The 12,357-nt window shown below is 71.5% G+C and carries 9 protein-coding genes and 1 pseudogene; 3 read left to right on the plus strand and 7 right to left on the minus strand.

Annotation, left to right across the window (positions count from 1 at the left end; all coding sequences use genetic code 11):
- Positions 1-6 precede the first annotated feature (6 nt).
- Complete coding sequence (locus ACFY93_RS32645) at positions 7-1,167, plus strand: alpha-lytic protease prodomain-containing protein (protein WP_391365535.1); 1,161 nt, start codon at positions 7-9, stop codon at positions 1,165-1,167.
- A gap of 59 nt (positions 1,168-1,226) precedes the next feature.
- Here the strand turns inward: ACFY93_RS32645 and ACFY93_RS32650 are convergent, their stop codons facing one another.
- From ACFY93_RS32650 to ACFY93_RS32670, 5 genes are all read right to left on the minus strand, one after another.
- A complete protein-coding gene (locus ACFY93_RS32650; RefSeq protein WP_391365536.1) occupies positions 1,227-2,102 on the minus strand; it encodes a universal stress protein in 876 nt (291 codons plus the stop codon).
- 220 nt (positions 2,103-2,322) lie between these two features.
- On the minus strand, positions 2,323-3,687 hold the full coding sequence (locus ACFY93_RS32655) for a GH1 family beta-glucosidase (protein WP_391365537.1): 1,365 nt from the start codon (positions 3,685-3,687) through the stop codon (positions 2,323-2,325).
- A 29-nt stretch (positions 3,688-3,716) separates the two neighbouring features.
- Complete coding sequence (locus ACFY93_RS32660; protein ID WP_391365538.1) at positions 3,717-4,589, minus strand: ABC transporter permease subunit; 873 nt, start codon at positions 4,587-4,589, stop codon at positions 3,717-3,719.
- The gene (locus tag ACFY93_RS32665) at positions 4,582-5,577 is read right to left on the minus strand and encodes an ABC transporter permease subunit (protein WP_391365564.1); all 996 of its coding nucleotides are present in this window, start codon (positions 5,575-5,577) and stop codon (positions 4,582-4,584) included. Before ACFY93_RS32665 ends, ACFY93_RS32660 begins: the two co-directional genes overlap by 8 nt.
- Positions 5,578-5,591: 14 nt before the next feature.
- On the minus strand, positions 5,592-6,911 hold the full coding sequence (locus ACFY93_RS32670) for an extracellular solute-binding protein (protein ID WP_391365539.1): 1,320 nt from the start codon (positions 6,909-6,911) through the stop codon (positions 5,592-5,594).
- Positions 6,912-7,094: 183 nt separating this feature from the next.
- Between ACFY93_RS32670 and ACFY93_RS32675 the strand changes: the two genes are divergently transcribed.
- Positions 7,095-8,402 carry an ROK family protein gene (locus ACFY93_RS32675; RefSeq protein WP_391365540.1) on the plus strand — a complete coding sequence of 436 codons (1,308 nt, stop codon included), beginning with the start codon at positions 7,095-7,097 and terminating at the stop codon, positions 8,400-8,402.
- A gap of 48 nt (positions 8,403-8,450) precedes the next feature.
- Here ACFY93_RS32675 and ACFY93_RS32680 read toward each other — a convergent pair whose 3' ends face one another.
- On the minus strand, positions 8,451-9,491 hold the full coding sequence (locus tag ACFY93_RS32680; protein ID WP_391365541.1) for a substrate-binding domain-containing protein: 1,041 nt from the start codon (positions 9,489-9,491) through the stop codon (positions 8,451-8,453).
- A gap of 197 nt (positions 9,492-9,688) precedes the next feature.
- Positions 9,689-10,783 (minus strand): DUF1996 domain-containing protein, encoded by a 1,095-nt coding sequence (locus ACFY93_RS32685; RefSeq protein WP_391365542.1) that lies wholly within the window; start codon positions 10,781-10,783, stop codon positions 9,689-9,691.
- 428 nt (positions 10,784-11,211) lie between these two features.
- Here ACFY93_RS32685 and ACFY93_RS32690 point away from each other — a divergent pair.
- Positions 11,212-12,249 (plus strand): annotated as a pseudogene (locus tag ACFY93_RS32690) (coagulation factor 5/8 type domain-containing protein); the annotation flags it as partial.
- Between the last annotated feature and the right edge of the window lie 108 nt (positions 12,250-12,357).

Here is a 12,357-nt window from a genome sequence, read left to right on the forward strand (position 1 = left end):
CCCCCCATGAGACGTGCACCCGCATTCCGCGCCGGCCTGTCGGCGGCGCTGCTGCTGAGCGCCGTTACGGCCGGACTCACCCAGGCGTCCGCCGCCGACGCCCCGGCCGGCACCGGCGCCGCCGCGTCGCGGGCCGTGGCGTCGGACGGCGTCGTCGGCGCCATGCGGCACGACCTCGGCCTCACCGAGAAGCAGGCCACCCACCGCCTCGCCGCCGAGGCCACGGCCAGGAACGTGGAGACGAAGGCCCGCCGGGCGGCGGGAGCGTCGTACGGCGGCTCCTGGTACGACGCGAAGAGCGAGGACCTCACCGTCACCGTGACCGACGGGACCCGCCGCGACGCCGTCGAGGCCACCGGCGCCACGGTCCGCGTCGTCGAGCACAGCGCGCGCGAACTCGACGCGGCCATGAAGCGCGTCGACGCGCTCGACGCCCCGGACGGCGTCAGCAGCTGGCACGTCGACCCGCGGACCAACTCGATCGCCGTCACCGTGGTCGCCTCCAAGAAGGATGACAACGATGTCCGGCGGTTCGTGGCCCGCGCCCGCGAGACCGCCCCGGTGACCGTGCACCGGACGCGGACCGACCCCCGCACCTACGCCGCCGGGACCGTCGGCGGCGACCCGTACTACACGGGCAACGTCCGCTGCTCCATCGGCTTCTCCGTGTACGGCGGCTTCGTCACCGCCGGGCACTGCGCCCAGCCCGACAAGAGCGTCAGGGGCTGGGACGGCAGCTACATCGGCAACTTCCAGGGGTCGTCCTTCCCGGACAACGACTACGCCTGGGTCAACGTAGGCAGCGGCTGGTGGACCGTGCCCGTGGTCCTCGGCTGGGGCACGGTCTCCGACCAGCTCGTGCGCGGCTCGGGCGAGGCCCCGATCGGCGCGTCGATCTGCCGTTCCGGCTCCACCTCGCACTGGCACTGCGGGACGGTCCTCGCCAAGAACGAGACGGTCAACTACAGCCAGGGCGCGGTGCACCAGATGACCAAGACGAACGTCTGCGCCGAACCGGGCGACTCCGGCGGCTCGTTCATCAGCGGCGACCAGGCGCAGGGCGTCACGTCCGGCGGCTGGGGCAACTGCTCCAGCGGCGGTGAGACCTGGTTCCAGCCGATCAACGAGATCCTGAACCGCTACGGCCTGACCCTGCACACCGCCTGACCCCACCGCCGCCCGGCGCCCCGTGCGAGGACCGCCTCCCGGCCCTCGCGCGGCGGGCCTCAGACGCCGGGCGGCACCACCGCGACCGGGCAGCCGGCGTGGTGCATGACGGCGTGGGCGACCGAACCGATCCGCGAGCCGACCGCCGAGCGCCGGGCCCGGCGTCCGACCACCATCAGCTGGGCCCGCGCGGCCACCGAGAGCAGCACCTGGCCGGCGCTGCCCATCTCGACGTGCTCGGTCACGGGCACGTCCGGGAAGCGTTCCCGCCAGGGCCGCAGCGCCTCGCCGAGCGCCTTCCTCTCGTACGGCTCCATGCCGCCCGCCTCGTCGAGCAGTTTCAGCGACCCGGGGCTGTAGGCGTACACGGGCGGCAGGCTCCAGGCGCGGACGGCGCGCAGCGAGGCGCCCCGGGCCGCGGCGGTCTCGAACGCGAAGCGCAGTCCGGCGGCGCTGTCGTCGCTCCCCCCTTGCTGACCCACGACGATCTCGTGCCCGGCCACCTCGGCCTCGGGGTGGTCGTCGGCACGGACGAGGACGACGGGACCGCTGGACTCGGCGATCACCTGCTGCCCCACCGAGCCGAGCAGGAAGCCGAGGACGGCCCCGTGCCCGCGCGAGCCGAGGACGAGCCGGTCGGCTTCCGCCGCCGCGGCGAGAAGGGCCGGGACGGCCTCGCCGTCCAGGACCTCCGCGGAGACCTCCAGGTGCGGATGGCGTCCGGTGAGCGCCCTGGCCGCGTTGCGCGCCGTGTCCCCGGCCCAGCGGGCCTGTTCCTCGCGGTCGCCGGGTCCGGCCACCTCGTGCGGCTGCCACTGCCAGGCGTGCACCACGCGCAGCGGCAGCGCGCGCCGGACGGCCTCTCTTCCCGCCCAGGCCGCGGCGGCCAGGCTCTCGGGCGTTCCGTCCACTCCCACGGTGATCGGGCGGGTCATTCACGTGCCTCTCTGTCGCCGGATCCGGTGTCCGGTCACGCTACAGACCGCGGTGGCCACGGGCCGCCCGCGGGGGGCGTCAGCCCGGTTCGCGCGGGGCGCCCTGGGACGCGGCGATCCCACGGCCGGTACGAGGCGGAACCGTCCCGGAGGCGGGAACGGGCGCGCCGCGCGGCGGACGGGGCCGTGGCCTGCGTCCGCCGCGCGGCGCGGGCGCGGATCAGGCGGCCCGGCGTGCGCGGCCGCGGTGGTCGCCGATGATGCCGGCGTACCGGTGGCCGCTGCCCTTGATGGTGCGCGTCTGGGTGCGGTAGTCGACGTGGACGAGACCGAAGCGCTTGTCGTAGCCGTAGGCCCACTCGAAGTTGTCGAGGAGGGACCAGGCGAAGTAGCCCGCGACCGGGGCGCCCTTGCGGACCGCGTTCGCGACGGCGGCGAGGTGCTGCTCCAGATAGGCGGTGCGCTCGGGGTCGTCGACGGTGCCGTCGGGGCGTACGACGTCGGGGTAGGCGGAGCCGTTCTCGGTGACGTAGATCTTGCGGGCGCCGTACTCGTTCGTCAGGCGCAGCAGCAGCGCCTCCATGCCGGCCGCGTCGACCTCCCAGTCCATCCCGGTGCGGTGCACTCCGGGCCGCGGGACCATGCGGGCGCGCGGGGCCGGTCCGGTGGCGTCGTCGGCGATGGTGGACGGGAAGTAGTAGTTGAGGCCCAGCCAGTCCAGGGGCTGCGCCATGGTCTCCAGGTCGCCCGCGCGCTCGGGGAGTTCGACGCCGTAGACCTCCAGCATGTCGGCGGGGAAGCCGCGGCCGTGCACCGGGTCGAGCCACCAGCGGTTGCTGTGCCCGTCCATGCGGCGGGCGGCCGCGATGTCCTCGGGGCGGTCGGAGGCGGCCTCGACGTGGGCGAGGTTGTTGACGATGCCGACCTGGGCCCCGGGGACGGCCGCGCGGATCGCCTGGGTCGCGAGGCCGTGGCCGAGCAGCAGGTGGTAGGAGGCGCGGACGGCGGCCGTGAGGTCGGTGAGCCCGGGGGCCATCCGGCCCTCCAGGTGGCCGATCCAGGCCGAGCAGAGGGGTTCGTTGAGCGTCGTCCAGTGCTGGACGCGGTCACCGAGCCGCTCGGCGACGACGGCGGAGTACGCGGCGAAGTGCTCCGCGGTGGCCCGCTCGGGCCAGCCGCCGCGGTCCTGGAGGACCTGCGGAAGGTCCCAGTGGTAGAGCGTGACGGAGGGGGTGATGCCCTCGTCCAGCAGCGCGTCGATCAGCTTGTCGTAGAAGTCGAGTCCGCGTGCGTTGACCGGTCCGTCGCCGCCGGGCACGATCCGGGGCCAGGCGACCGACAGCCGGTAGGCGTCGGTGCCGAGCCGCTTCATCAGGGCGATGTCCTCGCGCCAGCGGTGGTAGTGGTCGCAGGCCTCGTCGCCGTGGTCGTCGTTGTCGACCTTGCCGGGGGTGTGCGAGAAGGTGTCCCAGATCGACGGCGAGCGGCCGTCCTCGGCGACGGCTCCTTCGATCTGGTACGCCGAGGTGGCCGTTCCCCACAGGAAGTCGTTCGGGAGTGCGTCGAGGTCGATGGGCTCGGACACGGAAGTCCTCTCAGGTGTAGGGGGGTGGGTCACTTCACCGCTCCGGCGGTGAGTCCGGTGACCAGGTAGCGCTGCAGGAGAAGGAACCCGGCGACGACGGGGACGCTGACCACGAGCGAGGCGGCCATGACCTGGTTCCAGTAGACGTCGTTGAGGGTGGCGTAGCCCTGGAGGCCGACCGCGAGGGTGCGTGTCTCGTCGTTGGTCATGACGGAGGCGAACAGGACTTCGCCCCAGGCGGTCATGAACGCGTACACGGCGACCGCGACGATGCCGGGGATCGCCGCCGGCACGATGATGCGGAACAGCGCGCCCAGCGGCCCGCAGCCGTCCACCAGCGCCGCCTCGTCCAGGTCGCGCGGCACCGAGTCGAAGTACCCGATCAGCATCCAGATCGAGAACGGCAGCGAGAAGGTGAGGTACGTGAGGATCAGTCCGCCGCGGGAGCCGAACAGGGCGATCCCGGTGGCGTTGCCGATGTTCACGTAGATCAGGAAGAGCGGCAGCAGGAAGAGGATGCCGGGGAACATCTGGGTCGACAGCACGGTCACCGTGAAGACCCGCTTGCCGCGGAAGCTGTAGCGGCTGACCGCGTACGCGGCGAACACGGCGATGACGACGGAGCAGACGGTCGCCGCGCCCGCCACGATCAGCGAGTTCATGAAGTACCTGGCGAGCGGGACGGTCGACCAGATGTCGATGTACGGGCGGACCGTGAGGCCGCTGGGCAGCCAGCGGAACTTCCCGGACACGTCCTGCAGCGGCTTCAGCGAGCTGGAGACCATGACGTACACGGGCAGCAGCACGAAGACGGTGAGCAGGGTGAGGAAGATCCGCCGGGACCACAGGAAGGACCGCGGTGTCGCCATCGGGGAGCGGGGGGCCCGCTGAGTGCTAGACATCGGCCGTCTTCCTTCCTCGGGAGGTCAGCAGGAGGTAGACGCCCGTCACGACGAGGAGGAACAGGAGCAGGAGGACGGACATGGCGGAGCCGGCGCCGAAGTTCCAGGTGACGAACGACGACTGGTAGATGTGGATGGAGATGAGGTCCGCCGCCTCCGGGGCGGACTTGCCGAACAGCACGTACGGCGTGTTGAAGTCGTTGAACGTCCACAGGAACAGCACCAGGACCAGCACCTGGTTGACCGGGCGCAGCGACGGCAGGGTGATCCGGCGGATCTGCTGCCAGACGCCGGCGCCGTCCAGGGCGGCGGCCTCGTACAGCTCCTTCGGGATGTTCTGCAGCCCGGCCATGACGATCAGGAAGGCGAACGGCCAGCCCTTCCACACCGAGACGGTGAGCAGGGCGATGAAGCTGTTGTCGCCGATCAGCCAGAAGGTGGCCTTGTCGCTCAGGCCGAGCTGGTCGTGCAGGACGTGGTTCACCAGGCCGTTGTCGTGCTGGAACATGAACGCCCAGGTGATGACGGCCGCGTACACGGGCAGCGCGTACGGCACCAGGAAGACCGCGCGCAGCAGTCCCCGGCCGCGGAACACGTCCTGCATGAAGATGGCGGCGGCGGTGCCGAGCAGCCAGCACAGACAGACCGACAGCAGGGTGAAGCCGCAGGTGACGTAGAACGAGTGGAGCAGCGCCTCACCGACGGGCGCGTCGAAGTCCACCGAGAGGCTGTAGTTGTCCAGTCCGGACCAGGGCGCGGCGCCCCAGTCGCGGATGTAGAACTGGGTCAGCTCCTTGAAGCTCATCACGATGCCGATGACCATCGGCACGAGGTGGACGAGGAGTTCGAGGACCAGGGCGGGCAGGAGCAGCAGATACGGGAGTCCGATGCGGCGGATCCGCCCGGTGCGGCGCGGGCCTCGCGCCGCACCGGGGGAGATCTTGCGCACGGCCCGCTCGCCGGTCTCCGCAGCGGCGGTCGTGGTCATGACGGTCTTCGCGCTCACTTCTTGGGCATCTGCTGCTGGGCCTTCTCGAGCTTCGCCTTCACCGAGGCGGTGGTCACCGGCCGCCCGTTGGCGGCGTCGGCGAACAGCTCCTTGACGGCCGTGCCGACCGCCGTCTCGAACTGCGACTCCTCGGCGACCTGCGGCAGCGCCTCGGCGCTCTTGGCGAGGGTGTCGCGCAGCGGGCCGGTGGCCTGGCCGTTGAAGGCCGGGTCGGACTGGGCGCTCTTGACCGGCGGGATGGACCCGTAGGCCTTGTTGAGGATCTTCTGCTCGGCGTCGCTGGTCATGAACTTCACGAAGTCGGTGGCGCCGTCGATGTTGTCGGTGTTCTTGAAGACGGCCATGTTGATGCCGGCGACCATGGAGTTGACGGAGGTGCCGGTGCCCGGGGTGCCGGACTGGACGGGGGCGGGGACGACGCCCCACTCGTCGTCGCTCATGCCCTTGGACTTGAAGGTGGCGGACGCGGTCTGCCACAGGACCATCGCGGTCTTGTCCTTGGCGAAGTCGCTCAGGGACTGGTTCTGGGCGTACTCGGCGTTGCCGGGGGCGATGATCTTGTCCTTGGCCATCAGGTCGACGTACTGCTTGACCGCCGCGACCGCGCCTTCGGAGGTGAAGTCGGGCTTGCCGTCGGGGGTGAAGAAGTCGGCGCCGTGCTGCTTGCCGAGGACGAAGATCTGGTGGATGTTGTTGGACAGGTTCGAGCCCTCGGCGCCCAGGCCCCACTTGCCGTCCTTGGAGAGTTTCTTGCCGTCGGCGACCAGCTCGTCCCACGTCGTCGGCGGCTTCTCGATGCCGGCGTCCGCGAACATCTTCTTGTTGTAGTAGAGCGCGTACGCCATCGAGTACAGCGGCACGGCGGCCGGGTCCTTGCCCTGGACCCCGGTGGAGCCGAGCGCGGAGTCGACGAAGCGGTCCCTGCCGCCGATCTTGCCGAAGTTCTCGGCGTCCCACGGCAGCAGCGCGCCGGAGGCCTGCAGGGAGGCGCTCCAGGTGTTGCCGATGTTGAGGACGTCGGGGCCCTGGCCGGAGGTCGTCGCGGTGAGGATCCTGTTGAGCAGGTCCGACCAGGGCACGACCTCCAGCTTCACCTTGACGCCGGTCTTCTTCTCGAACTTGTCCAGCTCGGGCTGGAGGACCTTCTTGTCCACGGCGATGCTCGCGCCCTGGTTGGAGGCCCAGTAGGTGAGCGTCTTCGGGGAGTCGTTGGACCCGCCGCCCTCCGACGACGAACCGCCGCCGCAGGCCGAGGCGGCGAGTGCGAGTGACAGGGTGACGGCGCCGACGGCCGCGGCTCGGATTCTGCGCATGGCTCCAGGGGTCCCTTTCAGGGAGTCGCGAAGTCGGGCCTCGGACGGCTCCGGATCACCCGGTGTCGACCCGTAGGCCCTCATGTCTTAATTTAGGACGTGAGTTAAACCTCAAGAGAATGTCGCGTCAAGGGATCCAGCAGGGGTATCTTGCCGAGCAGAGCCACGAAACGAGGGGGCCGGGTGAGACCGCGCAACGGACGAACGGTGCGTGACCTGCGGCGGGAGAACCGCACCGCCGTACTACGACGTTTGTATTTCGACGGGCCGATGAGCCGCTTCGCGCTCGGCCCTGCGACGGGACTGAGCTCCGGCTCCGTGAGCAACGTCGTCGCGGAACTGCTCGCCGACGGTCTCGTGGAGGACGCCGGAAGCATCGACTCCGACGGCGGGCGCCCGAGGACGCTGCTGCGCATCGCCCCGGACAGCGGCCACATGATCGGCGTCGACGTCGGCGAGACCCGGGTGCGCATCGAGCTCTTCGACCTCTCGCTGGCCGAACTGGCGCGGGCCGAACGGCCGCTCGCCACCGACGGCGGCAGTCCCCGGGACCGCTACGACGTCGACCTGATCGCCGGCCACATCGGCGACGGCATCGCCGAGGTGCTCGACGCGGCCCGGCTCACCTCCGAGGGCCTGCTCGGGGTCGGCATCGGCGTGCCGGGCATCGTCGAGCGGACCGACGAGGACGGCGCGGTGGTGCACGGCCAGACGATCGGCTGGGACGCCGTGCCGCTGGAGCGGATGCTGCGGCGCTCCGGCCGGCTCCCCGAGGACATCCCGTACTTCATCGACAACGGCGCCAAGACGCTCGGCCAGGCCGAGATGTGGTTCGGGGGCGGACGGGGCGCCCACAACGCGGTCGTCGTGCTCTTCGGCTCGGGTGTCGGCGCCTGCGTGGTCACCGACGACGTGGAGCGCGGCCGGGCCGTCGAGTGGGGCCACCTCACCGTCCGGGTGCAGGGCCGCAGGTGCCGCTGCGGGTCGCTGGGCTGCCTGGAGGCGTACGCGGGCGCGGAGGCGCTGCTGGAGCGGTGGCGGGAGGCGGGAGGGCGGCCGCCGTGTGACGCGGACGAGGAGACGGCGCTGACCGCGATGCTCGCCGCCGCCTACCCCGCCGACGACCGGGCACCCGACCCGGTCGCCGCCTCGGTGCTGGCGGAGACCGCCGAGTACCTGGGCGCGGGCCTGTCCGACCTCATCAACCTCTTCCAGCCCGAGCGCATCCTGGTGGGCGGCTGGGCGGGCCTCCAGCTCGGCCCCCGCTTCCTGGACACGGTGCGCGCCCATGCCCTCTCGTACGCGCTGACGTACCCGGCGGGCCGCGTGGGCATCCACCTCGGACGCCTCGGCCCCGACGCGGTGACCGTCGGCGCGGCGATCCTGCCGCTCGCGGACTTCTTCGCGCACGGCGGGCGGCGCGCCGAGGCGGCTCCCGAGGGCCGGTCGTCCCCGGCGTGGCGCAAGACGCTGGGGGAACGGCTGGCGTGAGCGGGCGGCGCCCGGGCGCCGGGAGGCGTCGGGAGGTGCCAGGAGGCGTCAGCCCGAGGCGCGGACCACCAGCTCCGGGTCGAAGATCAGCGAGGTGGGCTCCTCACGGGTGCCCCGGATGTGCTCGTCGAGCAGCCGGGCCATCGCCGCCGCCATCTCCTCGACCGGCTGACGCACCGTGGTCAGCGGCGGCCGGCAGGTCACGGCGACGCTGGAGTCGTCGAAGCCGACGACCGCGACGTCCTCGGGGACGCGCCGCCCGTGCTCCCGCAGCACCTGGCAGACCCCCTGGGCCATCAGGTCGTTGGCCGCGAACACCCCGTCCACGTCCGGGTGTTCGCCGAGCAGCCCGGTCATGGCCGCCATGCCGCTGTCCAGGGTGAACCCGCCCTCGGCGACCGGCACGTACGGGTGCCCCCGGCGCGCCATCGTCTCGCGGAACCCGGCGAGCCGGTCCTGGCTCGCGGACACCCCGAGCGGGCCGGTGACCGTGACGATCCGGCGGCAGCCCCGCTCCAGCAGACGCTCCGCCGCCAGCCGCGCGCCGTCCCGGTGGGCCAGGTCGACGAAGCTGAGCGGCACCGGCCGGGACGGCCGGGCGAACAGCACCGCGGGCAGGCCGGCGTCCGCGAGCAGCGCCGGCAGCGGGTCGTCCGCGTGGGTGGAGACCACGAGGGCGCCGTCCGCGCTCCCCTGGCGCAGATAGCCGAGCACCTGCTCGCGGGCCGCGGCCGACTCGGCGAACATCAGCACCGGATGCATCGAGCGGGGGCGCAGATAACCGACGACCCCGCTGACGACGCGGCCGAAGAAGGGGTCCGCGAACACCCGTGTGGCGAAGGCGTTCTGCTCGTCGTCGGACGCCTCGCCGGCCCCGGAGACGACCAGGGCGACGGTCTCCGCCCGGCGGGTCACCAGGGACCTGGCGGCCCGGTTGGGCGCGTATCCGGTGCGCTCGATGGCCCGGCGGACCAGGTCCTGGATGGCCGGGTCGACATTGCGGACGCCGTTGATGACCCGGGACACGGTCGCACGGGACACCCCCGCCTCCCGTGCGACATCCTCCAGCGTGGGCGCCTGTCTGCTCATGCCAGAACCCTAACCGCCGCGCGGGCCGACGGTATAGAGCGCTCTCCCGTCGGCGGGAGAGCGCGGGACCCGCTGCGAGACTCCCGCCGTCCCCCCGCGGGGCCGGCGGGAGTCTCGCAGCAGGCCCTTGGGGCCATGGGGCCCCGTGGCCGGACCGCAGCGGGGCAGCGGGCGGCCCGGCCACAGACTCCGCCGGCTCAGGGGAGTTCGTAGTCGGCGTTCAGCGCCGCCCCTGCCTCCGGGTGACTCTGGTCGTAGCCGCGGGCGTCGCACTGCAGTCCTCCGACGACGCAGTGGTCCACCATGGCCCTCAGCGTCGGGTCGTCCCACGCGTTGAAGAAGTCGTAGTGGAACGTGTGGCCGGGGCCGCTCGCCAGCCGCACCCGGGAGAGGTCGCCGTTGACGGGGAAGGCCATCTTGAACTCGATCATCGGCAGCGCGACCGGGTGGTCGGCGGGACAGATGTTGTTGTTCGTGCCGGGGTTGACCACCGGATACGCCATGTGGCTCTTGTGGTCGGGAGTGTCGAGGTACTTACCGTCCCAGCAACTGGGCGCCTGGAAGCGGATGTTGAGCTGCACGTCCGCCCTGCTGGGGCAGTTCTGCGGGAACTCGGTGTTGAAGTAGCTGTCCCCGCACTCCCAGCCCTCGACGAAGCCGGGGTGGTGGCGGAACTCGTCGGCGCTCTGCATCGGGCTGCCGACGACGAAGCGCAGTCCTTTCGGGAACGGCCGCACGCTGGTGTAGTCGGTGACACCCGCCTTGTAGTAGATGGTCTGCGGGCCGACCGGCAGGACCGCGCGGTCGCCGTCGAAGAGCGTGGGCATCCAGTACCCGGACTTGTCGCCCGGCGCCTTGCACGTGGTGGAGCCGCCGGCGAGCGAGGCCGTGGTGCTGGCGGCGTCGGTCGTGGTGTTGCCCATGAACGTGTGGTCGTGGGATCTGCCCGGCTGCCCGGGGTAGACGATGGGATCGTCCGGCCTGGTGTGCGTCACTGAGCAGTTGGCCTGGAACTCCTGGAAGTACCGGTGCGCCGGCTCCTTGGTGGACGGCACGACTCCGGTGACCGGCGGGTTCGCGGGGATGTAACCGTCGCCGTCCGGGTCCTCGGCCGAGAACGCGGTCGACGCGGCCATCGCGTGGGAGGTGTGCGCCGCGGCGACGGGGGCGAGCGGGACGCCCGCGTCCGTCGCCGTCGCGGCGTTCACGACCCCGGGGCCGACGCCGAGCGAGGTCAGCAGTAACGCGCCTGCGATCAGACTGCCTGAGAGGATCTTCGATCTCCGTGCCATGGAGACCTCCTGCCACGTCGATGGGACGGTGGGGTGGGGAGGCGGCCGCGGAAGGCGGGGAACAGCCCGTCGCCCGGGGCCACGGACGGGACACGCACGAGGAGCCGCGTCCTGTGCCGCGCTGCGGTGGGAGAGCGCTCTCCCACCGTCGAGTGTTGTGGCGTCGGCAAGAACGTGTCAAGGGATCGCGCCGCATCCGTTTCCCGCGCTGTCCGCACCTCTTGAAGCCGGGCCGCCTCCGCCCGGCCCCCCGGAGCCCGGTCACATCCAGGCCCGAACGACCGCGAATCCGGGCGTACTTGCCCTTCAATCGGCAACAACCTCCCTGGACTTGGGTCGCAACTCTTGACGCATCGTTCACTCGGATGAAGCATTCGTCGGCGTGAGAGCGCTCCCCCCACCGAAGTCGTTCACTTCCTGAACCAGGACCGGTCTCCCGCGAGAAGCCGTTCCTCCATCTGAACGGAGCCGACTACGCGGTGTTCCTGCCCGAGAAGCGCGTCAACGCGCGGGGGACGACCTGGGGCAACGGCACGCCCCGCGGCACCTCGCTCCCGCTGTCCCGCTTCTACGTCGCCAAGCCCGGTGTGAGCGCGGCAACCCTGAACGCCGCCCTCGACCAGGGCCTCCACCTGCTGCTGACACCGGGGATCTACCATCTCGACCGGCCGATCCGGGTCAAGAGGGCCAACACCGTGGTGCTCGGGCTCGGTTACGCCACGCTGATCCCCGACAACGGGGTGACGGCGCTGACCGTCGCCGACGTCGACGGGGTGCGGCTCGCCGGATTCCTCGTCGACGCGGGCCCGGTCAACTCCGCCACCCTGCTGGAGGTCGGTCCCCAGGGCGCGTCGGCGGACCACTCGGCCAACCCGACCACCGTGCAGGACGTCTTCGTCCGCATCGGCGGCGCGGGAGCGGGACGGGCCACCACCAGCATGGTGATCAACAGCCGGCACACCATCGTCGACCACACCTGGGTCTGGCGCGCCGACCACGGCACCGGCATGGGCTGGGAGACCAACCGCGCCGACTACGGCATCCGCGTCAACGGCGACGACGTCCTCGCCACGGGCCTGTTCGTCGAGCACTTCAACAAGTACGACGTGCAGTGGTACGGCCAGCGCGGCCGCACCGTCTTCTTCCAGAACGAGAAGGCCTACGACGCCCCGAACCAGGCCGCCGTCCAGAACGGCTCCACCAAGGGGTACGCGGCGTACAAGGTCGGCGACTCGGTGACCAGCCACGAGGGGTGGGGTCTCGGCAGCTACTGCTACTACAACGTCGACCCGGCGATCGTGCAGCACCACGGCTTCTCCGCGCCGGACAGGCCGGGCGTCAGGTTCCACAACCCGCTCGTCGTCTCGCTCGGCGGCCAGGGCCAGTACGAGCGCGTCATCAACGACACGGGATCACCGACCTCCGGCACGTCGACCGTGCCGTCCACGGTCGTCTCCTACCCGTGACCGGTCGTCGGACCCGGGCCGCCTGACCCCGGCCCGGAGTCCGACGGCCGCGGCGGTCCCGGCGGCCTAGGCGGCCCGCCCCATCCGTTCCGGGCCGGGGCGGGCCGG

Origin of the sequence: Streptomyces sp. NPDC008313 (assembly GCF_042956125.1) — a bacterium.
Taxonomy (GTDB): domain Bacteria; phylum Actinomycetota; class Actinomycetes; order Streptomycetales; family Streptomycetaceae; genus Streptomyces.

Bases quoted from the DNA above. Each gene is read 5' to 3' on its own strand.
- ACFY93_RS32645 (WP_391365535.1), top strand. From the start codon at position 7: ATGAGACGTGCACCCGCATTCCGCGCCGGCCTGTCGGCGGCGCTGCTG.
- ACFY93_RS32650 (WP_391365536.1), bottom strand. From the start codon at position 2,102: ATGACCCGCCCGATCACCGTGGGAGTGGACGGAACGCCCGAGAGCCTG.
- ACFY93_RS32660 (WP_391365538.1), bottom strand. From the start codon at position 4,589: ATGTCTAGCACTCAGCGGGCCCCCCGCTCCCCGATGGCGACACCGCGG.
- ACFY93_RS32665 (WP_391365564.1), bottom strand. From the start codon at position 5,577: ATGACCACGACCGCCGCTGCGGAGACCGGCGAGCGGGCCGTGCGCAAG.
- ACFY93_RS32670 (WP_391365539.1), bottom strand. From the start codon at position 6,911: ATGCGCAGAATCCGAGCCGCGGCCGTCGGCGCCGTCACCCTGTCACTC.
- ACFY93_RS32680 (WP_391365541.1), bottom strand. From the start codon at position 9,491: ATGAGCAGACAGGCGCCCACGCTGGAGGATGTCGCACGGGAGGCGGGG.
- ACFY93_RS32685 (WP_391365542.1), bottom strand. From the start codon at position 10,783: ATGGCACGGAGATCGAAGATCCTCTCAGGCAGTCTGATCGCAGGCGCG.